This window comes from Kitasatospora viridis, assembly GCF_007829815.1.
Classification (GTDB): domain Bacteria; phylum Actinomycetota; class Actinomycetes; order Streptomycetales; family Streptomycetaceae; genus Kitasatospora; species Kitasatospora viridis.
Genome location: NZ_VIWT01000005.1, coordinates 533,792 through 558,740 on the forward strand (window position 1 = coordinate 533,792; position 24,949 = coordinate 558,740).

Below are 24,949 nucleotides of genomic sequence, written 5' to 3' on the forward strand. Positions count from 1 at the left end.
GGACCGGCTGACGGCCGGCCCTGCGGTGTTCAGTGCCAGCCGCGGACCTTCGCGGCGTCGGTGCTGTCCGGTTTGACGTCCCGGGCGCGGTCGCCCATCTGCTCCCAGAAGTGGCGCAGGCCGGCGACCGGCACCCCGCGCTGCCAGGCGGCCTCGCGCCGGAACCGCAGGTAGAGCCAGGACCGGGGCTGCCAGCGCCGCAGCAGGTCGCGCTGGTGCAGGCAGAGCACCTCGCTGAACTCCACGCGCAGCGCCTCCACCCTGGCCGGGTAGGGGCACATCCGCAGGCGGCACTTGTCCGTGCAGTTGGAACCGGGCGCCGACGTGCGCTCCGCGCCCCGCACCGGATCCAGCCGGGTGCGGTCCAGGTCCATGCAGGACGGGAGTTGGATCCGCTCCTGCTCACGGGACATTAGCTCCAGCAGCCGGAACAGGTCCTTCGGCCGGTACGCCCGCTCGGCGAGCACGACGAGCAGCAGCACGTCGACCAGCAGCTGCTGCGCGGTGGGGTCCAGGGTGCTCCAGCCGGTGGAGGGCGGGATCCAGAGGTTGTGGGCCCGTGGCTCCCCGGGCAGCCCGACCTCGGTGCCCACGCTGGACGCGACCGCCACCTCGTCGATCCACAGGAACCGCTCGGGCCGGCGTGTCTGCAGGGCGCGCACGGCCAGCTTCTCGGCCGCCTTCACCAGCGGGTGCTCCTCCTGGTGCGGCCCGTCCAGGGTCAGCCACTCCCGGACCTGGCCCCGGGGATCGGACCCGTGCCCGCGCATCGGCTGGTCGGCGTTGACGTCGTCCGGCAGGGCCCACAGGGTCAGGGCTTGGAGGAGGGTCAGCCGGGTGAACCAGAAGGTGCTGTGCTTCAGCAGCTCCTCGGCCTGCTTGGTGAGGAACTCGCGGGCCTGCCGGTCGGATTCGGGACTGAGCCGCCGGTTGGCCGCGTACTTGAAGCCCTGGGCGAGCGCCACGCCCAGGCTGATGGTGCTGCCCGGCGGATCCCTGCGGAGCGGGGTGTCGCTGCGGGAGTGCTGGGCGACCAGTTGGACCCAGTTGTCCAGGTCGTCGCAGGGGCTGGCCTGATGACGCGACAGCCCGGAGGAGTCGACCAGCAGGGGAAGGAGCCAGGCCCGCATCGTGTTGCTGAAATAGTCCTTCTTCTCGGCCTGCGCTTCCGTCTGCGCAAGCTTCTGCTCCTCGACCTTTCTTCTCCGGGCCGCCTGCCGTCGCTGGGCCCGGCGGGCGCGCTCCGACTGCTTCCCGCATTCCCCGGGCGGGGCGGCCGGGTTCGGCAGTGCCGTGCCGCAGCCGCAGCTGCGCGTGTGGGCGATCACCCGGTCGGGCCCCCTGAGCCTCGTGCACAGCACGTCGTAGGCTGCCTCGCCGCCGGCACCGACCTCTTTGGTGATCGCCTCCCGCACGGTGCGGTCCGCTTCGCGGGCACCGATCTCGAACAGGCGCTTGTAGGGCGGCCAGCCGGGGTCCGTCGCGGGCTTCCGGGACCGGGCGGCGGCCACCCGGCGAGCTGCGGCGCCGCACTGCCGCACCAGGACGAGCTTGGCGGTGCGCAGCCGTGCCGCATCCTCGACGTGCTCGAACGTTTCCCAGACCTTGCTGATCCTGTTGAAGAGCGCCTGTTGGTCAGGAAACTGGTCGACACTGTCGATTTCCACAGCAGCGCCGTAGGCCTCGATCGCCCGCAGCCGGGGTCGGCCGCGCCAGTCCTGGCCCGCGTACCTGGTGGTCGCGCGGGCCCGTTCGGTCAGCGTGTCGGCCTTCTCGGCTATTTCGAGCAACTGTTCGGCCTTGTTTCGCAGCAGGTCGCGCATCACGGACACCGGACAGTCGAGCTTGTTGCTGCGGCAACAGGTACAACCACCGTTCGCCGAGCGGGAGTACAGGGTCATGGCGATGAGCAGCTCCCGACCGCCGTGGTCCAGGGCCCTGACGACGTGCGGCCAGGTGTCCTCCTGGAAGATCCGATCCAGGTAACGGGACCCGAGGAACGCCTGCACGATGCTGTGCTGGAAGCGGACCCGGTCGCCGTCCTCGTAGACCAATCCCATCCGAGCACCCCAGGTCGAGGCGAGCCGGACGTCGATCCCCGGACCGCCCAAGACTCCTACCCGCTCATCCAGTTCAGCCCTGACGCGCCTGTTCCATTCGGGGTTGGCGGGCCGCCAACCCGCTCGGTCCGCGGGCGGTGCCCCGTGGTCCTGCAACTCCACCGAGGGGTCGAGCTCGCGGAGTTCGACGTCGGCGCGGTCTTGGGAGAGGCCGATGCAGGCGAGGGCGGAGATGTACTCGACCACCTCCTCCCGCGTCCGGTGGTCGAGCGGCAGCTCGGTGTGGACGTCCCCGGAAATCAGCGCGTCCACCCAGCGTTCCAGCAGGTCCGCGCGCAGCGCCCAACTGTCGTAGAGCAGCAGGTCGGTCGTGGCGTCCCCGGTCCACAGCGGCTCCAGCAGGTCCTTCTGGTGCAGGTCCTTGGCGATCTGCAGGTAGATCGGGGACTCCGCCATGTTGGCGGCCTCGACGACCCGGTCCAGCAGGGTGGGGTCCGAACGCCAGCTGCCGCTGCTGGAGATGTAGTGCAGGGCCGCCTCGTCGCTCAGCGGGTCCAGCTCCGAGACGGCGGCCTGCATGGCCCGCAGCGGATCGTGCGGCCGGGAGGCGATGACCAATGGCAGCCCGTCCTCACCGGCCCGGCGGATGGCCCGCCGGATCAGGCTGTCGCGGCGATCCGCGTGGTCGCGGTTGAGTGCCTCGTCCAGTCCGTCCGCGAGGACCACGATCTTGTCCGCCATCTGCCGCAGCCAGCGCCAGACCCGGTCCACCTCGTCGCCGGAGCGGGCCACCGGCTCGACGATCTCGCTGAACCGTAACCGGGCCAGTTCGGCGAAGTCCAGGTCCTCGGCGCGCTGCACGTTGCGAAGCTGCACCGGCACGGGGATGGCTCCCTGGGCGGCGAGCTTGTGGGTGAGCCGGACGAGCAGGGCGGTCTTACCCGCCCCGACCGGGCCGACCACCACATGGGGACGCCGGGCGTGCTTGTCCCGCAGGTTGTTCATGATCGCGTTGCAGAGCTGGTCGCGTCCGACGACCTCGTCCATCAGGCTGCCGGCCGTCTGCACCAGGTGGTTGGGTGCCTGCAACGCCCGGCGTCGGCAGTACCGGCGCAGCCGGTGCAGCCGCCAGATCAGGAACCCGAAGGTCGAGGCGGCCAGGAGCGCCACCGGCACTCCCGCGCCGCTCACCGCCTCACAAGAGGAGCTGTCATTGCCGCAGATGTGATCGGGCCCCAGCCATCCGCCGTGGTGGAAGACGAGGGTGGTGAGGCCGCTCACCGCCCACCAGATGAAGAGGAGCGTCAGCGCGAAGCTGAGCACCTCGGCGGTGGTGGCCAACCACGGGCGCCACCAGTGCCGGGCCCGGTTGACGCCCCGTTGCACCAGCCAGCGGGTGTGCACGCGCCAGAACGGCACGCGGAACAGGCGCCGCAGGCGTGCCCATCCCTCGCGGAAGAGGCCGCCCTCCGGCGGCCCCGTGACGAGCCTGATCTTGGGTTGGCGAAGGCCGTTCTGCATGTCGTCCACCCCGGAGACCGTTGCTGGGGTGCGAGAACACCCCGAACACTCCACGGTATGCAGGCCGGTTCCGGCACCGCCACCGGGTCCGGGAAGCTTCCGGGGAACCTAAAGGGCGGGCAAAGCGTTCGATCGCCGGGTGGCGCGTTAGGCTGCCTTCTTGCCCCACCGACCGCGTTCTGGAGGAACCGGCCTTGCACATCGACGCCTGGATCGAGAGCGTGCCCCCGGGCGCGGTCTACGGACTCGTAGCCCTGATCATCGGGCTGGAGAGCCTCGGCATCCCGCTGCCCGGCGAACTCGCGCTGGTCGCCGCCGGGATGGTGGCGTCGAAGGGCACGGTCAACCCGGTGCTGGTCGCGCTCTGCGCCACCGCCGGCGCGATCATCGGCGACTCGATCGGCTACGCCATCGGCCGCAAGGGCGGCAAGCCGCTCTTCGAGAAGCTGGGCCGCAAGTTCCCCCGCCACTTCGGGCCGGACCACCTGGCCACCGCCGAGCGCTCGTTCCACCGCTGGGGCATGTGGGCCGTCTTCTTCGGCCGCTTCATCGCGCTGCTGCGGATCTTCGCCGGTCCGCTGGCCGGCGCGCTGCGGATGCCGTACTGGAAGTTCCTGATCGCCAACGTGCTCGGCGGGGTGATCTGGGCCGGCGGCACCACGATGGCCGTCTACTACATCGGCAAGGCCGTCGAGCAGTACCTGCAGAGCTTCTCCTACATCGCGCTCGCGCTGGCCGCCGTGGGCGGGCTCGCGTCCGGCCTGGTGATCAAGCGCCGGGCCGCCAAGGCCAGGGCCGAGCACCCGGAGGCCGCCCCGGACCCGGAGCGGGTGACCGCGGGCGAGTGAGGCCGGTCGGCTGATGATCTGTCACCGGAGGGCCGCCGCGTAGGATCGGCGGCGGCACAACGGCTTGCACAGAGGAGGATGCTGATGACCCAGCAGCAGTGGACCGAGGTCGACACCTACCTGACCGAGGCGCTGGTGGGCGAGGACGAGGCGCTGGCCGCCGCGCTCGCGCAGAGCGCCAAGGCGGGCCTGCCGGAGATCGCCGTCTCGCCGACCCAGGGCAAGCTGCTCCAGCTGCTGGCGCTCGGCATCGGTGCCCGGCGGATCCTGGAGGTCGGCTCGCTGGGCGGCTACAGCGCCATCTGGATGGGCCGGGCGCTGCCCGCCGACGGCCGGCTGGTCTCGCTGGAGCTCTCCCCGGCGCACGCCGCGGTCGCCCGGGCCAACCTGCACGAGGCCGGCCTGGAGAAGGTCGCCGAGGTGCGCACCGGCCGGGCCTCGGACAGCCTGGCCGAGCTGGTGGACGACGGCGTCGAGCCGTTCGACTTCGTCTTCATCGACGCCGACAAGCCGAGCATCCCCGAGTACCTGGAGTGGTCGGTCAAGCTGACCCGGCCGGGCTCGCTGATCGTGGTGGACAACGTGGTGCGCGGCGGCAAGGTGGCCGACGCCGCGAGCGAGGACCCCTCGGTGCTCGGGGTGCGCCGGATGCACGAGCTGGTCGCGCAGCACCCGCGGCTGGAGGGCACCTCGATCCAGACCGTGGGCAGCCGCGGTTACGACGGCTTCACCCTGATCCGGGTCGGCGCCTGACACACCGTCGGTGGGCGGCCCGGGCCGCCCACCGACCCCCGCTCAGTCCCGGTCTCAGCCTCAGCCTCAGCTTCAGTCTCGGCCGAGCGGCCCGGCGAACGGCGCGGCCAGCCGTTCGGTCAGCGCGGCGAGCCCGGCCCGGTTGGCCGGCTGGTACGCCCACTCGTGCGCCCGGGCCTCGGTGAACCGGTCGAAGTAACGGCCCGTCACGCCTTCCAGCGCGGGATCGGTGACCAGCCGCGCGGTCGGCCGCACCCCCTCCTCGACGCCGACCTCCGGCACCAGCCCGTAGGCCCGCACGCCCGGGGTGTCCATCAGGTGCGCGGGGTGCAGCGCGTTGACGGTGACCTCGTCGGCCGGCAGGGCGCCGGCCAGCTCGAAGGTGTCCGTGATCAGCGCGAGCTTGCTGCGGCAGTACGCCGCCAGCCCCTCGTAGTCGCGCTCCATCATCGGGTCGGCCAGGTCCACCGGCTGCTGGCCCATCGAGGCCACGTTGACCACCCGGCCGGCCCGCCCCTCGGCCCGCGCGGTGCGCCGCAGCAGCGGCAGCAGCAGCCGGGTCAGCAGGTGCGGGGCCAGGTGGTTGACGGCCAGCCGCAGTTCGACGCCCTGCGCGCTGAGTTCGCGCCGGGTCGGGTCGCTGCCCCCGCCGGCCACCGCGTTGTGCACCACCGCGTCCAGTCGCGGCTCGTCCTGCAGCAGTCGGTCGGCCAGGGCCCGCACCTGGGCCAGGTCGCCGAGGTCGGCCCGGTAGCAGCGCGCTTCGGAGCCGGCGGCCCGCACCTCGGCGGCCGCCTCCGCCAGCCGTTCCGGGTCGCGCCCGTGCAGCAGCACGGTGGCGCCCTGCCCGGCGAGGTCGAGTGCGAGGGCGCGGCCGAGTCCCTGGGTGGTGCCGGTGACGAGCACGGTCCGGCCGAGCAGTGGAGTCTCTGTAGTCATGCCCTGATTTCTATCAATACTTTGATGAGTTATCAATGTGTTGATGTCGATCTAATGTGTTGATGTCGAGCTGGGGACATGACTGCGGGCCGGCCGCACCCCGCGGTGCGACCGGCCCGCTGTGCCCGAGCTGTCGTCAGATCTTGTCCGCGACGATCAGCAGGTAGTGGAAGCTGCCCTCCTTGTAGGCGGTGAGGAACGGGTCCTCGATGCCGGTGGCCACCGAGGACTTGGCCCGCAGCTCCCAGTACGGGATGGTGTCCGGGGTCAGGTCCAGCACCTTGATCGGCGCCAGGCCGTTGGCCGCCAGCGCCCGGAAGTACTCGCTGCGCGGGTGGATGTTGCAGATGTAGTGCTGGTCGATCTGGCTGACCGCGCGCGACGGGCCACCGGTGATGTCGTTGTAGCAGCCGGTGATGCAGACGTAGCGGCCGCCGAACTCCAGCAGCCGGGAGAACTCGGCGAAGGCCTGGTTGAGGTCCACGTACATGGTGGTCTCGTTGGTCCAGATCGCCTTGCGCGAGCCGGTCGCCAGCTGCGAGTCCAGCATGTTGCGGAAGTGGAAGCGGACCTTGTCGGCCACCCCGCGCTTCTGCGCCTGGTCGTTGGCGAAGCCGACCTGGTACTCGGAGATCGAGATGCCGTCGATCTCGCAGCCGAACCGGGCGTTGGCCATGATGCTGGTGCCGCCGCGGCCGGAGCCGGCGTCCAGCAGCTTGTCCTCGGGGCGGACGTCGCCGAGGTGGTCCAGCAGCACGTCGGCCTGGGCGGTCTCCAGCCGGTGCATCTCCTTGATGATCCGCTCGTCGCGGGTGTCCTCGGGACCCTCCAGCACCGACGGGTCGTACTCGCCGAGCCCGTAGTGGTGGTGGTAGAGGTCGTCGATCTGGCCCAGCCACAGGTTGACCGGGTCCTCCTGGTTGGTGTTCCAGTAGTTGGCCACCGACTTCTGGAAGGCGGTGCGCAGGACGGAGGTGGGGTCGGGCGTGGTGGTCGTCATGGTGTTCGAGGGCTCCTCGTGGGAGGGGACGGGGACAGGGACTGCGAAGGGGACTGCGAACCGCCGGAGGTGTCGGGGCGTCAGGCGCGCGGGCGCGAGACCTCGACGTTCTCCAGCACGCCGAGCGCGTCCGGGACCAGGACGGCGGCGGAGTAGTAGGCGCTGACCAGGTACGAGATGACGGCCTTCTCGTTGATGCCCATGAAGCGGACGTTCAGGCCGGGCTCGTACTCGTCCGGGATGCCGGTCTGGTGCAGGCCGACGACGCCCTGGTTGTTCTCGCCCATGCGGACCGCGATGATCGACGAGGTGTGGCCGTCGACCACCGGGATCTTGCCGGACGGGAAGATCGGGACCCCGCGCCAGGCGGGGATGTGGTGGGTGCCGATGTCCACGCTGCCGAAGTAGATGCCGCGCTTGCTGCACTCCCGGCCGAAGGCGGCGATCGCCTTCGGGTGCGCGAACAGGTGGGTGGTCTCGCGGCGCATGCTGAGCAGCTCGTCCAGGTCGTCCGGGGTGGGCGGGCCGGAGTGGGTCTGGATCCGCTGGTCGTACTCGGCGTTGGCCAGCAGGCCGAACTCCGCGTTGTTGACCAGCTCGTACTCCTGGCGCTCGCGCAACGCCTCGATGGTGAGCTTCAACTGCTGCTCGACCTGGTTCATCGGGTCGTTGAACAGGTCGGCGACCCGGCTGTGCACCCGCAGCACGGTCTGCGCGACGCTCAGCTCGTACTCGCGCGGGGCCAGCTCGTAGTCCACGAAGGTGCTGGGCAGGTCGGGCTCGCCGTCGTGGCCGGCGGAGAGCTCGATCTCGGCCTCGCCGTGCTGGTTCTGCGCCAGGTCGTTGCTGGCCAGGTAGGCGGCGATCTGCTCGCGCAGCGCCTCGGAGCGGCCGATCAGCTCCCGGAAGGCGGCGAACGGCAGGACGAGCACGGTGCCGGCCGTGGCGGCCTTCACGGTGTACTCCCAGAGCGCGTCGGACTGCCGCACCGCCTCGTCGCCGAGGTGGTCGCCGTCGGCCAGGTGGCCGAGCACGGCGGTCTCGCCGTACTTGCCGGTGCCGATCTGGTTGATCTTCCCGTGGGCGATCAGGAAGACCTCGTCGATCGGCTGGCCGGCCTCGACCAGCACCTCGCCGGCCGCCACCTCGCGCTGGGTGAACCGGTTGGCCAGCTCCTCCAGCACGGCGTCGTCCTCCAGGCCGCGCAGCACCGGGACCTCGCGCAGCGACGGCGGCACCACCTTGACCTCGGCGCCGGTCTTGACGAAGCTCACCCGGCCGCGGCCGACGGCGTAGGAGAGCCGGCGGTTGACCCGGTAGGTACCACCGGAGACCTGCACCCAGGGGAGCGAGCGGAGCAGCCAGCGCGAGCTGATGCCCTGCATCTGCGGCTCGGACTTGGTGGTCGTGGCCAGATTGCGGGCGGCGGAGGTGCTCAGGCTGAGCTGCGACTTGGTCTGCTGCGCTTCGGTCGGCGCGGGCCCGGTCTCGATCGACATCGGGTCTCTCCCATTCTCACGGATCAGCGGCATACGGGTGAAATCTGTTGCCGCGTCAGATTCCACCGCACGCCGCGTCCCAATGGGGGACGGAACGTCGGTTTCTCTTTTGTGAAGGGAGGTGTGAAGAATTTCGCGCGCCCCCGTTTAGGGGTTCGCACCACCCTTCTGACCTGCGAAAATGGGTTCAAGATCAACGAATTAGCGATGATAAGTAAATATTACTTATTCGGGATCTCTTCTTTTCGGGAATAACTGACGGTACTTTTTGGTGGGACTGTGCTTCGAGTGATGGGAATCGCTCGGGTGTTCAGCCGATCGCCCCCAGCGGTCCGCTGCCGGGTCCGCTGCCCGGCCTGCGGTCGGCCGGCCGGCGCGGCGGGATCGGCGAGGCGACGAAGTCCCGCGGCCCGGTCCACAGCGCCGGAACGGCGTCCGCCCGGCGGGCCAGCTCGTAGGCGATCGCCTCGTAGTTCACCCGCCAGCCGTGGAAGTGCGGCCAGGCCAGTATGGTCGGCCGCTCGGCCTGGAAGCCGGAGGCCACGATCATCGACACGGCCGCGTCGAACTCGGCGTAGCTGATCCGGATCGGGTCCTGCGGGTCGGGGTCCGCGTCGAACGGGATCCGCACCACCCGGGCGATGTCGCGCAGCGCCGTGAAGCCGGCCCGCAGCACCAGCCGGGCCTCCGGCGGGGCGCTGTGCGGGCTGATGGAGAGTTGGATGGCCGCCGCGTCCATCACCGCGATCAGCCCGACGATCCAGCTGCGGTACGGCTGCGGCGAGCGGAAGGAGAGCAGCACCGGGTAGTTGGAGTGGCTCTCGCCCACCTCGGCGGCCAGCCGCTCCCAGTCGCGGTAGAGCTGCGGCAGTGCGGTCTCGGTGTCCACCAGGGCCTGACGGGCCAGCAGCTCCGGCCCCCAGGCGGGCTCGCCGGCCCGCGACTGCAGCAGGGTCACCTCCAGCTCGCGCCGGTTGTAGCTGTTGTACAGGGTCGGCAGGTAGGCGATCTGCAGGGCGATCACGATCGGGCCGCTGGCCGCGGCCACGAAGTCCAGCGCGGACAGCCGCAGCCGGTCGCCGCTGGCGAAGCCCAGGGTGAAGAGGCTGGAGCCCGCCTCGCGCACCGAGACGCTCCAGGACAGTCCGGAGTTCGCGTGCATCAGCAGGGTGAACGAGGCCAGCAGCGCGAGCAGCCAGCTGGTCAGCATGCCGACCAGCATCAGCGGGGCCAGCCAGGCCTGGGCCCGGTCCTGCGCACCGTAGCCGTCGAACGGCGCGGCGGTCAGTCGCAGCACGGTCCGCCCGGTCCGCCAGAGCCTGGCGGTCAGCGAGGAGTAGAGCCCGCGCGGCACCACCAGGGTGCGCAGGATGCTGGCGAGGGTCAGGCCGAGCAGCAGCAGGCCGGCACACGCGGTGATCACGCTCATGGCGCTTATTGTCGATCATCGGATCGCGTGCCCGGTGCTAGGGCACCGCCGACGTGCCGGACGGCGTCGCCGGTCGGGGCGTTCGCCGGGGCGGCGTCGCTGGTCGGGCCGGGCGGTGCGCGCACACCGCCCGGCCCGACCGGTCCCATTGTTATACCGGACGCGGCGTCACCCCGGGCTGAATCGGCGTCAGCTCCGCTGTGACAGTTGTGTGAAGCGTTCCAGGCTCTGCTGGTACGCCACCGGGGTGACGTGCATCGGGCCGGCGTACGGGTGCGTCATCTGGGTCACCAGGAAGATCCCGAAGCCGACCACCGCGCCGACCAGGCCGAGCGCGATCGCCTCCCGGTGGCGGAAGGTCAGCCCGGCGATCGGGGCGTACAGCAGCACCAGCAGGCCGGTGACGATCAGCGCCGGGTAGAGCGGTGAGGGCAGCGAGAGCGCGGTGTCGGCGAGCCGGATCTGCCGCTTGGTGTAGACGTCGTCCAGGTCGCTCAGCTCGGTGGTGCGCTGCGCGGAGTCCGGCAGCGCCTCGACGTGGCTGCGCACCGCGTCCAGTCCCGCCCAGGCGGCGGGCGAGGCGCTGCCGTGCGCCATCGACTGGAAGTCCGGGCCGATCACGTCGTTCACGTAGCTGCGCAGCAGCGGCCGGGTGGTCGGGTCGGCGTCGGTGTACGCGGCGTTGAGCGAGCGGGCCTCGTCCCAGGTGTGGCCGCGCGCGGTGTTGAGGTTGGACCAGGAGCCGGCGATCAGGAAGGCGGCGACCAGGGTGAAGGAGGAGAGCGAGGCCGAGCCGAGGAAGCCGAGCGCACCCGAGGAGAAGTTGCCCTCGCGGGACCGGGCGGTGCGGCCGAAGGCGGCCAGGATGCCCACGGCCAGGGCGGCGCCGAGCAGCACCGCGAGGACGATTCCGAGACTCAACGACGTCTCCCTGTGGTGTGGTTGATGAAACTGGAGGCGGCGGCCGCGAGGACCGCGGGGATGATCACCGCGACGAAGGTGAAGGCGTTCTGCGCGTCGGCCGGGGGCACCGCCGTGCTGTCGTCGGGCTGGTGCGGCACAGCGGTGGCGGTGCGCAGTTGGGCGGGGGGCGGCGGGGCGGGCAGCGCGACGTGGCTGGGCGGGGGAGCGGGGGTGGGCGTCGGCTTGGGGTGCGGCTTCGGCGGCGCGGGGTGCGGGGGCGGCGGGGGTGGCGGGGGTGGCGGCGGCTGGGCCGGGGCGTGCACCGGCGGGGGTGGCGGCGGGGGAGGGGGGTGCGGGAGCGGAGGCGGGGGTGGCGGCGGCGGAGGTGGTGGGACCGGTGGCGGGGACGGCGGAGGTGGGGGCGGTGGCGGGGTCGGGGGGTGGCAGCAGTGGCCCTGGCCGTCGTCGCACGGCCAGGGCCAGGGGTGGTGATGGTGGCCGTGACCGTCGTGGCCGTCGCCGGGGTTGCTGGGGCCACCGGGGCCACCGGGGTCGCCGTGGCCGTCGCCGGGGTCGTGGCCGGGGTCGTGGCCTTGCCGCGGCGGGTGGTGCTGCTGGGGGTCGTCGTCGCCGTGCATGGTCAAGGACGATAATCAGGCCCGTGTGGGCCGAATGGTGAAACCTTGCTTCTGGTGCACGAATTGACCCGTGCGAGTGGCGCAATCTCGGCCTGGCGTTCGAGATGTGGACGCGCGAGCGAAGGGGATGCGCGGGAGAGTGGCTCTCACGGCGTCAGGTAACGGCGCAGCAGCAGCTTGCACTCGGCGATCAACTCCGGATCCCCGTCCCGGTCCTGCTGGAAGGCCAGCTGGAGCACCGCGTCCGCCGACTCCAGCGCCACCCGCAGGGAGAGCGGCGAGGGCGTGCCGGCCGTGCCCAGGTGCTCGGTGATCAGCCCGTGCAGGACTTCGGCCACCGTGCCGTTGTTGTCGACCGTTCGGTCGAGCAGGTGCTCGACGTCGCCGAGCGAGGCGGCCGGCGCCGGTCCGGTCAATCCGAAGTCCAGCGCACCGAACCCGGGCACCGCGCGCTTCATCGCGACGAACTCCTCGATCGCCAGGTCGACGAACCCGCCGACCTCCCGCGGGCACTCGGCCGCCAACCGCCGGGTCAGCCGGTCGAGGTAGCGCACCAGGTTGCGCCGGGCGAGCGCGGCCAGCAGGCTCGGCTTGCCGGTGAAGAACTGGTAGAGCGTGCCGATCGGCACCCCGGCCCGGGCGGCCACCTCCTTGGTGGTCAGCCCCGCCGCGCCGCCCAGGTCGAGCAACTCGGCGCAGGCGTCCAGGATTCGCTCCAGTCGCAGCTGACTGCGCTGCTGCACCGGCCGGCGCCGCAGCTCCGGCTCCATCACCTGTGCCGTCAGCGCTCCGCTCGCCCGCTCGACCACCGGCTCGCCTCCCTCTCGCCACCCGGGGTGACCACTGTGCCCGATCGCCGGCACCGGCGCGAATCGCCGGTGCCCCGGTCCGGGGAGACCTACGGTACGCGAACTCCGTCTGGCGGTGCTGCCGTTGGACCGGTCAGAGCCAGCCGCGCCGGCTCGCGTTCACGCCGGCCTGGAACCGGCTGGCGGCTCCCAGCCTGGTCATCAGGTCGGCCATCATCCGCCGCACGGTGCGCAGCGGGAGCCCGAGCCGTCGGGCCGCCACGTCGTCCGGCTGGCCGCCGGCGATGATCCCCAGCAGCGCGCTCTCCATCGGCGTGCAGCCGTCGCGGTCGGGCCGTTCGGGCCCGCCGAGCGGCACACCGGCCGCCCAGACCCGGTCGAACAGCGCGCAGACGGCCGTCAGCGCGGCGGGGCTGCGCACCTCCAGCGCCCCGGCCCCCGGGTCGTCCGGGTCGAGCGGCAGCACCGCCACCGTGCGGTCGATGACGACCAGTTGGATCGGCACGGTCGCCACCGTGCGCATCTGCCCGCCCAGGTCGGTCAGCCAGCGGGCGTAGGCGAGGGTGTCGGGGTCGTGGCGGAAGCCGTCCCGGCAGACCGCCCGGATCGCCACGCCGCGCTCCAGGGCGAGCTGGTTGAGCGGTTTGGCGGTGTCGCGGGCGTTCGGCAGGTGGGAGCCGCCCGGGTTGAGCGAGAGGCACTCCGACTCGGTGAGCTGCTGGAGTTCCTCAAGCCGGGCGCGCACCGCGTCCAGCCCCGGCAGGCGGTGCGCGCCTTCGCCCGCGCCGCTGGGGCCGTGGCCGCTTCCGTGTGCGTGTGCGTGTGCGGCGGTGATCGCCGTGATCGCGGTCCGGACGGCCGCCAACTCCGCTTCCAGCGCCGCCTGATCGGCTGCTGTCGGCTCGACCGCCGGGCCGGCCCCGGTGGCGGGGCGCAGCAGGGCCAGGCACGCCAGCTCGTTCAGCGCGTCGTGCACCTGGAGCGCGCTGAGTCCGGTGTCGGCGGCCAAGTCGGCCACGCCGTGGTCGTGGTGGCCGAGCATCGCGCGGTAGACCTGTTCGGACCGGTCCGACAGGCCGGTGGCTTCGAGCATCAACACCCCCGTGGTGGTTGCCGCAACGCCGCACAGCCTTGCCCGGGTGAGGAAGGAGGAGCGCCGCGGTCTGAGCGGTGGGTACCGCCCCGTCACCTGAAACCCGCTGTTCGGTAGCCGAGTTGACGTCATAGTGCCAGCCGCGTCAGGCCCGGCGTCAAGCCGGTTGTCGGAGTTGGGAATGACCGGTGGTCCGCACCCGATCGGACCTGCGACTCGATCGGATGCGGATCGGTCAATCAATCATCGGCTCGCCCGACCACGGGCACCGCCGGGGCGTCGGAGCCCTGACGGCGGTGATGCCGGAGGCGGTGGTGTTGCCGGTCTGTTGCCGTGTGGCGCCGCGGGGGCGATGCGGGCCGTGCAACACCGGTGAATGGGTCATGCTTGCGGTCAACCCGGCTGATTCGTGCCGGGGTTCGAGCGGCGGCTGTGCGGCCGTCGCGGTCTTGGAGGTTGACGGTGCGCGGTTCCCTGCTGTCACTGAGGTCCGCCCTGGTGCTGACGCTGGCGTTGTTGACCGGCATCGGCGCGGGAGTGCTCTCGGTGCTGGCCCACAACCCGCCGGCGCAGTGCGTGCTCTACGGCGCCGGCGCGTTCGGGGTGGCGGTGCCCTTCTTCGACCGGCTGGTCGGTGGTGCGACCGAGGGCGGCCAGGGTCCGGGCGCATCGTCCTGATGCCGGGCCGGGCGGCCCCGGTCCGCGGATCGGGGCCGCCCGTCGGTGCGGCGAGTGGTGTGGCCGGCGTTGGTGTGGTGAACGGGGGAGCGGGGGAGACATGACGGAACGACGTACGCCCAGGGGGGCAGGAGTGGCGGGCATGCAGCCCCTCGACGCGGAGTTGAACAACGAGTGCCGGCGGCTGGCGCAGACCCTGCGCGAGCAGTTCGACGTGCTCGGGATATCGATGCGGCGCTACGCGCTGCGCCGCTTCGTGAACGTCGGCACGCTCTCGCGCTACCTGGCCGGCAGCCGGGTCCCGCCGTGGAAGTTCATCGAGGACCTGCTCACCGACGTGGCCGCGGAGCGCGGGGTCGCCGCGACCCCGGAGGCGATCGACGTCGTGCGGCGCCAGCACCAGGACGCGCAGCGCACCAACGCGTCGATGACCAGGGCGCTCGCCCAGCTCCAGCAGCAACTGGCCGACGCCGACCGGGAGGTGCGCCGCACCGCCGCGCACAAGGACGTGCTGGACGACGCGCTGGTCGAGCGCAACCAGCGGATCGCGGACCTCCAGGTGCGCCTCAACATCGAGGCCGCCGCGACCGCCGCCGTCACCGACCTCGACGTGGACACCCTGCTCGTGGAGCGCAACCGGCTGGCGGCCGAGGTCGCCCGGCTGCGGGCCCAACTCTGCGAGACCCGCAGCCGGATGGCCCAGGCGGAGGCGCGCTGCGAGCTGCTGGAGCGCCAACTCTCCCTGGTGGAGGTGCAGCGCGGCCGGGACGGCGAGGACGCCTTCCCGGCCGTGCAGAGCGTGCGCCACCTGCTGCCCGCCGAGGTCCGGCCGAAGGTGCTGCTGGTGGACGACCGACCGACCAACCTGCTGGCCCTCAAGAGCGTGCTGGACGTGCCCGACCAGGAGTTGGTGACGGCCTCCTCCGGCCAGGACGCCCTCAAGGAACTGCTGCTGCACGACGACTTCGCGGTCATCATCCTGGACGTCCAGATGCCCGGCATGGACGGCTACGAGACCGCCGCCCACATCAAGCGCCGGGCCAAGACCCGCAACATCCCGATCATCTTCCTCACCGCGATCGGCAACGACCCCGAGCACTCGGTGCGCGGCTACTCCGTCGGGGCCGTGGACTTCATCGTCAAGCCGTTCGACCCCTGGGCGCTGCGCGCGAAGGTGGCGGTCTTCGTGGAGCTGTACCTGGAGCGCCGCCTCTACCAGGATCCGCCGCTTCCGCCGGGCGTCAGTTGACAAACCGTCAGCTGAGCAGTCGTGGGGTGCGCGGCGGTTCGGTGCGGCGCCGGCCGGTGGATTCGAAGGCGGCGGCGAGCCGGAGCAGCGCGGTGTCGTCGTAGGCGCGGCCCGCGAAGGTCAGCCCGACCGGCATGCCGGTGTCGCTCATGGTGCCCATCGGAACGGTCACCGTCGGGATGCCGAGGTGGCGCGGCACCAGGTTGCCGTTCGCGACCCACACGCCGTTGCGCCAGCCGAGGTCGGCGGAGGCCTCGTGCACGTCCATGTCGGCCGGGCCGAGGTCGGCGACCGCCGGGAACACCACGGCGTCCAGGCCGAGTTCGTCCATCCACTGCTCCAGGTCGACCCGGCGGGTCTCCTCCAGCCCGCGCAGGCCCTGCTCCAGGTGCGGGATGTCGGTGACCGCCGCGTACGGGTGCTCGCGCACCAGCCGCGGGTAGTCGGCGATGACGTCGTCGAACCCGGTGTAGCGGTCCGGCAGTTCGCCGGGGTGCTTGGGCCAGATGCGTGCGCCGTCGACGTCCGCGAGGCTCGGCAGGGCCGGGTCGGCGTTGGCCCGCAGGAAGTCGTCCCAGGCCCAGGCGGACAGGTCGAGGACCTCGCGGGCCAGGAAGTCGGGGCTGACCAGGCCCCGGGTGAACAGCGAGGGTGCGCCCGGGCGGTCGGACTCGTAGTTGGTCACCACGGGGAAGTCGACCACGACAACCTCGGCGCCGGCCGCCTCCAGGTCGCGGCGGGCGGCCTGCCACAGGGCGATGACCGAGGCGCGCGTGACGATCCGTTGTCCGGTCTGGCCGCCGATGCCGCCGTCGGGGTTGGTCCCGGCCCCGGGGTCGGCGTTGACGTACATCCCCGGCACGCCGACGCGTTTGCCGGCCAGCGCGGCGCGCGCCGCCGCCGGGTCCGCGGGCGCCAGCGCCGGGTAGCGGTCCGGGCGCACCTCGGACGGCGCGGGCAGCGGCACCCAGGGCTGGGTGCGCCACAGGTCGCCGCGGGTGTCCGGGTCGTCGGCGACGATGACGTCGAGCAGTTCGAGCAGGTCGGCCATGGTGCGGGTGTGCGGGACCACGACGTCCATGGTCGGCACCAGCGGCCAGTTGCCGCGCACCGAGATCACGCCCCGGCTCGGGGTGTAGGCGCACAGCGCGTTGTAGGAGGCGGGCGCCCGGCCCGAGGACCAGGTCTCCTCGCCGAGGCCGAACGCGCCGAACGAGGCGGCCGTCGCGGTGCCCGAGCCGTTGGAGGAGCCCGAGCCGTAGGCGCTGGTCAGCCAGTCGGCGCTGTAGGGGCTCTCGGCGCGGCCGTAGACGCCGCGCTGCATGCCGCCGTTGGCCATCGGCGGCATGTTGGTCAGGCCGATGAGCACGGCGCCGGCGGCGCGCAGCCGCTCGATGGCGAAGGCGTCGCGGCGGGCGACCAGGTGTTCGAAGGCCGGTGAGCCGGCGGCGGCCGTCAGGCCCTCGGCGAGGTAGCTGTCCTTGGCCGTGTAGGGGATGCCGTCGAGCGGGCCGAGGGCCCGGCCGGCGGCGCGGCGGGCGTCGGAGGCCTCGGCCTCGGCGCGGGCCTGAGGGTTCATCACGACGAGCGAGTTGAGCGCCGTGGCGGTGCCGGGCCGGTCGTAGGCCTCGATCCGGGCGAGGTACGCGTCGAGCAGGCCGACCGCGGTGGTCCCGCCCTTCTCCAGCGCCGCGCGCAGGTCGGCCAGGCCGGTCTCGACGACGTCGAACGGGCGTGTCATGCGGGTGTCTCCAGGGTGGTTCGGGGGCGTTGCGGGGTGGTTGTCAGAGGACGGCGGGCGCCAGCTCGTCGCCGAGCGGGCGGTCCAGGTCGGCGTCGCGCATCCGGCGGTCGGGCCGGCGCACCAGCAGGTAGGCGAGGCCGGCGAGGGTGACCGTGCCGACGCCGAGCGGCGCCGCCCAGATCTGGTACCAGGGCGCCCCGGCCGGGGCGAGGATGGTGCGCGGCCAGCAGACGTTGACCAGCTCGAAGCCGGTCCACAGCACCGCGAGGAAGTTGAGCGGCGTGCCGAGCCGTCCGTAGCCGACCGCTCCGGCTGGCTTCCAGGTGCCGCGCAGCCGGGCGGTCAGGGAGACCAGGGTGAGCAGGAAGAACGGCACGAAGGTGGCGGCGCTGCCGAAGGTGATCAGGCTGCCGATCGCCGAGGTGCTCAGGCCCAGCGGCAGCGCGGCGCAGCTGATCACCGTGGCGGCGACCAGGCCGCCGATCGGCGCCTTGTGCCGGTTGACCTTGCGGACGTGACGGGAGAAGGGGAACACGTCGTCCCGGGCGAGGGAGTACAGGCCGCGGGCGGCGCCGCCCTGGGAGGCCATCAGGCAGGCGGTGAAGCTGATCAGGACGACGAGGACGAACGGCTTGTCGGCCCAGCCGCCGAAGGCGTGGGTGACGGCGGTGGTGACCGGGTCCAGGTCCTTGCCGGAGACGACCTGGGCCGGGTCGGGGTGCGCGAGCTCGACCGAGACCGCGTTGAGGATGACGACCAGCCCGACGCTGAGCAGCGACCACCACATCGCCCTCGGGACCTGCCGCGCCGCGTCCTTGGTCTCCTCGGCGGTCGAGACGCAGGCGTCGAAGCCGATGAACGCCCAGCCGGCGACGGCCACGGCGGCGAGCAGGGCGCCGGTGTCGCTGATGCCCAGCCCCTTCGGCGCGCTGAGGAAGTCGGTGAGCAGCGAGAAGCCGTGGTGCCGGAAGACCAGCAGCAGGGTGAAGCCGACCAGCACGGAGGCGACGGCCTCCGCGGCGATGCCGAGGCTGACGAACCAGCGCAGGAAGTCGATGCCGTAGGCGTTGACCAGCGCGCAGAACAGCATGAAGCCGACCGAGACCAGGACCTGCTGGGTGGGCGTCGGGACGGCGCCGAAGAGCGAGAAGAGCCAGGGCGAGGCGAGGTAGGCGACCGTGGTGTTGCCGAACATCACCGCGAACTGCCACATCCAGCCGCTCAGCCAGGCGAAGGTCGGACTCGCCAGCCGCCTGCTCCACTGGTACGCGCCGCCGGCCAGCGGCCACTGCGAGGCGAGCTCCGAGTAGACGGCCACGACCAGGCACTGGCCGAGCAGGCAGATCGGCAGCGCCCAGATCCAGGCCCCGCCGGCCACGCTCATGCCGACCTGTACGGCGGCGTACAGCCCCACCACCGGGGAGACGACGGCGAAGCCCATGGAGATGTTGCCGAGCACGTTCAGGCTGCGCCGCAGTTCCTGGCGGTAGCCGAGCTCGGCGAGGCGGTCCGCGTCGGTTTCCGGCGCGGTTTCCGGCGCGGTTTCCGGTCTGGCTTCCGGTCTGCTTCCCGGACCGGGTGCCGCGTCGGTGTGGGTGTTGTCGGCCACGAGCGCTGCCCTCTCGTAAAACTAACTTAGTTAGTTCCTGGTGTTGGTCTGGCACCATAGCGGCGGAACGGGGATAGCGGAAGAGGGGAGATCTCGGTGGGTCGACCGAGCAAGGCGCTGCTGACCGGCGAGCGGATCGCACGCGCGGCGCTCCAGGTGGTGGACGAGGAGGGCCCGGACGGCCTGACCATGCGGGCGCTCGCGGAGCGGCTCGGGGTCAAGGCCGCCTCGCTCTACAACCACATCCCGAGCAAGGAAGCCCTGGTCACCGCGGTCTCGGAACTGGTCAACGAGGAGGTCGACCAGTCGCCGCTGGACGATCCCGACTGGCGGGCCGGGCTCGCGGCCTACGCGCGCGCCTACCGCGCGGTCTTCCTGCGGCACCCGAACACCATCGCCCTGCTCGCCCGCCGCCGCGTCGAGGCCCCCCGCGCGCTGCGCGGCTACGACGCGCTGCTCGCCCTCCTCGGCCGGGCCGGCCTCACCCCGGCGGACGCGGCGGAGGTGGCCGCCGCGCTCGACTACCTGGTGCTCGGCTCCGCGCTGGAGACCTTCACCGCCGGCTTCACCCGCGAACCGGCCGAGTACCGCCCCGAGTACCCGGCGCTGGCGGACGCCCTGGACGGCTCCTTCGCCCGCGGCGGCGGCGCGACGGGCCTGGACGACCGCGGCTTCGAGCTGGGGCTCGGCCTGCTGCTCGACGGAGTGGAGCACCGGGCGTCGTAGTGCGTGTGCCAGGCCCTCGGCGGTGGGATCTCTTCGTCAAATCCCGTGCGGCATCTGGTGTTTCAGTGGCGAGTCGCTAACATGAGGTTCCCTCATCTCTGACAGGGGCTGGACATGGTGACTCGTTTCGACCTGCCGGCGGGGTTCCGCTGGGGTGTTTCCACCGCCGCCTACCAGATCGAGGGGGCGGTGGACGAGGACGGTCGCGGACGCTCGGTGTGGGACGCGTTCTGCGAGCGGCCGGGGGCGGTGAAGGACGGAGAGAGCGGGCGGATCGCCTGCGACCACTACCACCGGTACGGCGAGGACGTGGAGTTGATGCGCGGCCTGGGCCTGGACGGCTACCGGTTCTCGATCGCCTGGCCGCGCGTCCAGCCGACCGGGCGCGGGGCCGCCAACCCGGCCGGACTCGCCTTCTACGACCGGCTGGTGGACGAGCTGCTCGCCGCCGGCATCACGCCGCTGCCGACGCTCTTCCACTGGGATCTGCCACAGGAGTTGGAGGAGGGCGGCGGCTGGCCGGCCCGGGACACCGCCCACCGGTTCGTGGAATACACCGAGTTGGTGGCGGACCGGCTGGGCGACCGGGTGCCGGCCTGGATCACCCTCAACGAGCCCTTCGTCCACATGGTGTTCGGCTACGCGCTGGGCATCCACGCACCCGGGCACGCGATGATGCTGGACGCCCTCCCGGCGGGCCACCACCAGCTGCTCGGCCACGGGTTGGCGGCGGCGCTGCTGCGCGAGCGCGGGCACCAGGTGCTGATCGCCAACAACCTCACCCCGGTCTGGGCGGCCACCGACTCACCGGCGGACCTGGCCGCGGCCGAGGCCTACGACGCCCTGCACAACCGCCTGTTCACCGACCCCCTGCTCCTCGCCCGCTACCCCGACCTCTCCGCCTACGGGCTCGCCGAGGACCTCGGCGGCTGCGTCCGCCCCGGCGACCTCGACCTGATCGCCGTCCCCCTCGACGGCCTCGGCGTCAACTACTACAACCCCACCCGCATCGCCGCCCCCACCGACCCCGGCCTCCCCTTCACCGAAGCCGAGATCGAGAACGTCCCCCGCACCGCCTTCGGCTGGCCCGTCGTCCCCGACGGCCTGCGCGAACTCCTCGTCAACCTCCGCGCCCGGTACGGCGATGCGCTCCCCCCGATCACCATCACCGAGAACGGCTGCTCCACCGACGCGACCCTGGACGACCGGTTCCGCATCGACTACCTGTCCGGCCACCTGACCGCCCTGGCTCAGGCGCACGCCCAGGGCGTGGACGTGCGGGGGTACTTCACCTGGTCGCTGATGGACAACTTCGAGTGGGCGGAGGGGTACGAGCAGAGGTTCGGCCTGGTGCACGTGGACTACGCGACGCAGCGGCGCACGCCGAAGGCGTCGTACGCCTGGTACCGGGACGCGATCAGCAGTCATCATGTCGGGTGAAGAGGGTGGTCGGGTGACCCGTGGGCGAGCACACCAGGGAGGATCCAGGTGACGGACAGCGAGCACGAGGACGGCGACGCGGTCCCCTCGGAACTGCCGGCGCTGCGACTGAAGCTCTACATCGAGTCGCTCCAGGTCCTGATGCCCGAGCCGCAGTTCAAGCTCCTGATGGACGTCCTGCGCGGCTACATCGAGCTCGGCGGCGGGCGGGTCGCGGTGAAGCTGGACGACGAGGAACGGGAGCTGTTCACACCTGCGGTCCAGCGCGAACTGCTCGTCCTCCTCGGCCTGCTCGGCGCCCTGACGCCCGGACACGAGGAGCGCGCCGACCGCGTGGTGGCCGACCTCGGTGACGGCGAGTGGGCCAAGGAGGTCATGTCACTCGTGCCTCCGGAGGTCGCCGCCGACCCGACCCGCCTGCGGGAAATGCGCGACCGCCTCGACGCCGCCGCGGGCCGGCGGGCGAGCGACCGTGCGGCCGTCGAGGAAATCGCCCGGGCGAGCGGGATGGCGGTGACGGAGGAGGACTGATCCGAGCGCATTCAGAGCTGCGTCTGCGTCATGGGCGGTCCTGATGGAGGAGAGACGACGAGACCCTGGGCCGCCCGGGCCTGACAGGTTCTCGCTGTCGGGCCCGGGGAGAGTGAGATCCGAGTTCCACGTCTCAGGACGGCTCAGAACGGTTGGGGTTGGTCTTCGGGCCCGGAGGAACGTGCTGCCGCGATCACCGCACAGCTCCGCGCTGCCGAGTGCCGCCTGGATCTCGGTGAGAGCGCGCCGACGCTCGCCGCCCTCAGGTCGGCGGCTCGAACCCTGGTCGAGCTTGCGCCGGCCTTCCAGGGCGAGCCGGAACGTGCCCGGGGAGACCTTGAGGACAGGTACGTCGAACGGGCCCAGTCCGCCGAACAGGCGCGGAGCGTGGTCCGCGACCTGCGCCGGCAGCCCATGTGAGGGTCCGACACCGGGTGTTGCAGACAGCCGTGCCGGAGACGGTCGCTGACCGGCTCAACGAGCTGTGAGTGCTGCTCGGTGAGCCGGCGTCGTCGGACCGTCGGGTGTGCACGAGCTCGCACGAACTGAGGAGGCCGTTGGAGGCGCTGCCGGCCACGGCGGTGACATTCGACGGTGAGTTGCGACGCTTGGTGAACGCCGAAAGAGGAGCACGTGGTCCGGCGCTGTCCGTCGTCCGCGTAGTGTGGAGTCGGCCAAGAACGGGCCTGGCTGTTGGTGGGGAGGGAAGCCGTTGCGCAGGGTGCCCGCGGAGATGTTCCGGTTCACGACGGGGGAGCGGGCCGAGCTCTACGGTGCGATCCTGCAGGCCTTCGGTGAAGCCAACGAGCGGCTGGAGACGGCCCTCGGGCTGGACGAGGTCCGTGCCCGGCTGCGATCGGCGGGTTGGCTCGACGACATCCACGACGACGACTTGCAGGACGCGCTGCGTCAACTGCGCACCTGGGAACTGCTCGATGTGGTTCAGAACCACGCGGAGAACTACCGCACGGCCGAGGAGTACGAGCGCCGGAACCTCCAGTACTCCCTGACCCGGCGTGGCGAGGCCGCCATCGCGGCGGTGGAGCAGGCGCTCTCGGTGCTCGCGGCGACGGGGGCGCTGCAGACCGCCGTGCTGGAGGCCGTCGCCGACCGGCTCAACGAGCTGTACGTGCTGCTCGGAGAGGCGGGGTCGTCGGACCGCCGGGTCTTCTCCACCTTGCAGGAGCTGGAGAGCCATCTGGAGGCGCTGTTGGCCAACACCAAGACGTTCAACGGCGAGTTGCAGCGCCTGCTGCGCGCCGAGGGCGCGGACCTGGCGACCTTCCGGGAGGTCAAGGCGGCGACGGTGGCGTACCTCCAGGAGTTCCTGCGCAACCTGGACCGTCGTGCGCAGGCGGTGGCGTCGGCCGTGCAGCGGGTCGAGCAGCGCGGGGTGTTCCTGCTGCACGAGCGGGCGCTGCGCGGTGCCGAGCTGCCGCCGGTCGCCGGCGCCGATCCCGCGCCGGCCTGGTTGGAGCGGCGCCGGGCGCGCTGGGACGGGTTGCGGGCCTGGTTCCTCCCCACGGACGGCTCACGACCCCGGGTGGAGCAGCTGCACGACGTGGCGCGGCGGGCCATCGTGACGCTCCTCCAGGTCCTGGACCGGATCACCGAGTCGCGGCGGCGATCCTCCAGCGCTGCGCAGGACTTCCGGGAGCTGGCCCGCTGGTTCGCCGCCGCGCCCACCGAGGATGACCTGCACCGGCTGTGGTCGGCAGCCTTCGGCCTCGGCTCGGCACGTCATGCCCACCTCGCCCACCCGGATCCCGAGTTGGTGCCCTCCTCGCAGCGGTGGGCCGAAGCCCCGCCGGTCGAGGTGTCCGCGTTGTTGCGCACCAGCGGCCGCACCGAACGGTTCACCCGAACCGGCAAGGTCCGGGACGTCGGCGGGATCAAGGCAGCCCGGGCCGAGCTGGCCCGCAAGGAGCGCGCCGAGCTCGAAGCCGCCTGGGACGTCCTGGGTACCGGCGACCCGGTGCGGCTGTCGGCCTTCGGGCGTCTGGACCACGCCGTCTTCGAGCGGCTGCTCGACCTCCTCGGCCGGGCGCTGGCCGCTCGGCCGGACGGCGGCGGAGTGCGCCGGGCCGTCACCTCGGACGGCCGGGTCGAGATCGTCCTGCGGGCCGGCGACGCCGGACGGGCCGTGCTGCGGACGTCGCGCGGGCAGTTGGAAGCACCCGACTACCTGGTGGAGATCAGCGTTCCGGGAGGCGGCCGAGCAGGCGTGCGATCAGGGGTTCGAGACGGGGCGGAAGCGGAATGAGCACCCTCGCCAACCAACTGGTCCTGGCCGAACGCGAGGACGTCTCACGAGGCGTCAGACTGCTGCTCGGGCGACCGCTGATCACCGAGCGCGCGGACCGGTCGACCTTCGAGCTGATCCGCCGCAGGCAGGGCCCGTTGACGAAATGGTTCGACTACCACTGCGGCTGGCAGCTGGTGGTGGAACCCCGCCTGGGGTACGCGCGGTTGCTCAAGATCCGGACCGGCCCGGATGCCTCGCGCCCCGCCCGGCGGCCGCGTTCGGGCAAGGCGCCGTTCGACCGGCGCCGCTACACGCTGCTCTGCGTCGTCGCGGCCGAGCTGCTGCCCGTCCCGGTGACCACCGTCGGGCTCCTGGCCGATCGAGTCGTCCAGGCCTGTGCCACCGACGAGGCGCTGCCGCGGTTCGACACCGCGAGCAAGTCCGAACGCATGGCGCTCGTGGACGTCCTGAAGGTCCTGGAGTCCTTCGGCGCGCTGCTCACCATGGACGGCGTGACGGAGAACTTCGTCGACTCGGCGCAAGCGAAGGTGCTCTACCGGGTGGATGCCACCTTGCTGATGCGCCTGCTCGCCGCACCCGTCGGGCCGTCCCGACTGGCAGTGCCGGCCGAGGAGTTGCCGCGGCGGTTCACGGAACTCCTGCCCGAGCTGGTGCGCGAGAGCCGGTACGGCGGGGCTGACGCGTCCGAGGTGCAGCACAACCTCCGGCTGCGGCACTCCGTGCTGCGCCGGCTCTTCGATGACCCGGTGCTCCACCATGACGAGCTGTCGGCCGACGAACTGGCCTACCTCACGTCTCCCACGGGACGTCAGATCGTCCGGCGCGCGGCGGAGCAGGGCGGCTTCGTGCTGGAGGAGCGCGCCGACGGCCTGATGGCCGTCGACCCGGACGGCATCGCCACGGACAGCAGGTTCCCCGACGACTCCTCGTCGGCCCGGATCGCCGCGCTGCTCCTGCTGGATCCGCTGACCGCCGCTCCGGGGGGTCTGACGCCGGAACAGCTCACCGCGGAGGCGGACGACCTGCTGCGCCGGTTCCCGCAGTGGGCGAAGAGTTACCAGTCGCAGGACGGAGCCCAGCGACTCGCCGGCGACGCGGTCCGTGTCCTGACCGACTTCGGCTTGGCCGACCGGACCACCGGCCGTACCGTCGCCCGGCCCGCCGCCTGTCGCTACCGGGTGGCCCTGGCCGCCGGATCCACCCCGTGACCATTG

At 71.8% G+C, this 24,949-nt stretch carries 20 protein-coding genes; 9 read left to right on the forward strand and 11 right to left on the reverse strand.

The genetic code is table 11. The annotated features are described in order from the left end of the window. Nucleotides 1–29: 29 nt before the first annotated feature. Complete coding sequence (locus tag FHX73_RS38685; RefSeq protein WP_246214173.1) at nucleotides 30–3,581, reverse strand: NACHT domain-containing protein; 3,552 nt, start codon at nucleotides 3,579–3,581, stop codon at nucleotides 30–32. 194 nt (nucleotides 3,582–3,775) lie between these two features. Here FHX73_RS38685 and FHX73_RS38690 point away from each other — a divergent pair, with 194 nt between their 5' ends. Together FHX73_RS38690 and FHX73_RS38695 are read left to right on the forward strand one after the other, a co-directional pair. Then, the gene (locus FHX73_RS38690) at nucleotides 3,776–4,429 is read left to right on the forward strand and encodes a DedA family protein (RefSeq protein ID WP_145910701.1); all 654 of its coding nucleotides are present in this window, start codon (nucleotides 3,776–3,778) and stop codon (nucleotides 4,427–4,429) included. An 84-nt stretch (nucleotides 4,430–4,513) separates the two neighbouring features. Beyond that, complete coding sequence (locus tag FHX73_RS38695; RefSeq protein WP_145910702.1) at nucleotides 4,514–5,182, forward strand: O-methyltransferase; 669 nt, start codon at nucleotides 4,514–4,516, stop codon at nucleotides 5,180–5,182. A gap of 72 nt (nucleotides 5,183–5,254) precedes the next feature. On the opposite strand, the gene FHX73_RS38700 is transcribed toward FHX73_RS38695, so the two are convergent. The 8 genes from FHX73_RS38700 to FHX73_RS38735 form a co-directional block, all read right to left on the reverse strand. Continuing rightward, nucleotides 5,255–6,121, reverse strand: coding sequence for an SDR family NAD(P)-dependent oxidoreductase (locus FHX73_RS38700; RefSeq protein WP_145910703.1), 867 nt, complete (start codon nucleotides 6,119–6,121; stop codon nucleotides 5,255–5,257). Nucleotides 6,122–6,257: 136 nt separating this feature from the next. Next, nucleotides 6,258–7,121, reverse strand: coding sequence for a geranyl diphosphate 2-C-methyltransferase (locus FHX73_RS38705; RefSeq protein ID WP_145910704.1), 864 nt, complete (start codon nucleotides 7,119–7,121; stop codon nucleotides 6,258–6,260). A gap of 80 nt (nucleotides 7,122–7,201) precedes the next feature. Then, nucleotides 7,202–8,620, reverse strand: coding sequence for a family 2B encapsulin nanocompartment shell protein (locus FHX73_RS38710; RefSeq protein WP_145910705.1), 1,419 nt, complete (start codon nucleotides 8,618–8,620; stop codon nucleotides 7,202–7,204). A 310-nt stretch (nucleotides 8,621–8,930) separates the two neighbouring features. Next, nucleotides 8,931–10,049, reverse strand: coding sequence for a hypothetical protein (locus tag FHX73_RS38715; RefSeq protein ID WP_145910706.1), 1,119 nt, complete (start codon nucleotides 10,047–10,049; stop codon nucleotides 8,931–8,933). Between the two features lie 189 nt (nucleotides 10,050–10,238). Further along, nucleotides 10,239–10,970 (reverse strand): bestrophin-like domain, encoded by a 732-nt coding sequence (locus tag FHX73_RS38720; RefSeq protein WP_145910707.1) that lies wholly within the window; start codon nucleotides 10,968–10,970, stop codon nucleotides 10,239–10,241. Further along, nucleotides 10,967–11,275, reverse strand: coding sequence for a hypothetical protein (locus tag FHX73_RS45875; protein WP_211786466.1), 309 nt, complete (start codon nucleotides 11,273–11,275; stop codon nucleotides 10,967–10,969). Before FHX73_RS45875 ends, FHX73_RS38720 begins: the two co-directional genes overlap by 4 nt. Nucleotides 11,276–11,736: 461 nt before the next feature. After that, on the reverse strand, nucleotides 11,737–12,399 hold the full coding sequence (locus tag FHX73_RS38730) for a TetR/AcrR family transcriptional regulator (RefSeq protein WP_342795363.1): 663 nt from the start codon (nucleotides 12,397–12,399) through the stop codon (nucleotides 11,737–11,739). Nucleotides 12,400–12,532: 133 nt separating this feature from the next. Beyond that, the gene (locus FHX73_RS38735; RefSeq protein WP_145910708.1) at nucleotides 12,533–13,492 is read right to left on the reverse strand and encodes a helix-turn-helix domain-containing protein; all 960 of its coding nucleotides are present in this window, start codon (nucleotides 13,490–13,492) and stop codon (nucleotides 12,533–12,535) included. A gap of 462 nt (nucleotides 13,493–13,954) precedes the next feature. Here FHX73_RS38735 and FHX73_RS38740 point away from each other — a divergent pair, with 462 nt between their 5' ends. After that, nucleotides 13,955–14,170, forward strand: coding sequence for a hypothetical protein (locus FHX73_RS38740; RefSeq protein WP_145910709.1), 216 nt, complete (start codon nucleotides 13,955–13,957; stop codon nucleotides 14,168–14,170). A 142-nt stretch (nucleotides 14,171–14,312) separates the two neighbouring features. Further along, nucleotides 14,313–15,419 carry a response regulator gene (locus FHX73_RS38745; protein ID WP_342795364.1) on the forward strand — a complete coding sequence of 369 codons (1,107 nt, stop codon included), beginning with the start codon at nucleotides 14,313–14,315 and terminating at the stop codon, nucleotides 15,417–15,419. Nucleotides 15,420–15,426: 7 nt separating this feature from the next. On the opposite strand, the gene FHX73_RS38750 is transcribed toward FHX73_RS38745, so the two are convergent. After that, nucleotides 15,427–17,160 (reverse strand): amidase, encoded by a 1,734-nt coding sequence (locus tag FHX73_RS38750; protein WP_145910710.1) that lies wholly within the window; start codon nucleotides 17,158–17,160, stop codon nucleotides 15,427–15,429. A gap of 43 nt (nucleotides 17,161–17,203) precedes the next feature. Further along, nucleotides 17,204–18,772, reverse strand: a complete 1,569-nt coding sequence (locus FHX73_RS38755) for an APC family permease (protein WP_246214151.1) — start codon at nucleotides 18,770–18,772, stop codon at nucleotides 17,204–17,206. A gap of 96 nt (nucleotides 18,773–18,868) precedes the next feature. Between FHX73_RS38755 and FHX73_RS38760 the strand changes: the two genes are divergently transcribed. The 5 genes from FHX73_RS38760 (at nucleotide 18,869) to FHX73_RS38780 (ending at nucleotide 24,943) form a co-directional block, all read left to right on the forward strand. Next, complete coding sequence (locus tag FHX73_RS38760; protein ID WP_145910711.1) at nucleotides 18,869–19,498, forward strand: TetR/AcrR family transcriptional regulator; 630 nt, start codon at nucleotides 18,869–18,871, stop codon at nucleotides 19,496–19,498. Between the two features lie 114 nt (nucleotides 19,499–19,612). After that, the gene (locus tag FHX73_RS38765) at nucleotides 19,613–20,938 is read left to right on the forward strand and encodes a GH1 family beta-glucosidase (RefSeq protein WP_145910712.1); all 1,326 of its coding nucleotides are present in this window, start codon (nucleotides 19,613–19,615) and stop codon (nucleotides 20,936–20,938) included. Nucleotides 20,939–20,986: 48 nt separating this feature from the next. After that, on the forward strand, nucleotides 20,987–21,469 hold the full coding sequence (locus FHX73_RS38770) for a hypothetical protein (RefSeq protein WP_246214152.1): 483 nt from the start codon (nucleotides 20,987–20,989) through the stop codon (nucleotides 21,467–21,469). Nucleotides 21,470–22,202: 733 nt separating this feature from the next. Further along, nucleotides 22,203–23,732 carry a TIGR02677 family protein gene (locus FHX73_RS38775; protein ID WP_211786467.1) on the forward strand — a complete coding sequence of 510 codons (1,530 nt, stop codon included), beginning with the start codon at nucleotides 22,203–22,205 and terminating at the stop codon, nucleotides 23,730–23,732. Then, a complete protein-coding gene (locus FHX73_RS38780; protein WP_145910714.1) occupies nucleotides 23,729–24,943 on the forward strand; it encodes a TIGR02678 family protein in 1,215 nt (404 codons plus the stop codon). The genes FHX73_RS38775 and FHX73_RS38780 overlap by 4 nt, the downstream gene beginning before the upstream one ends. Nucleotides 24,944–24,949 lie beyond the last annotated feature (6 nt).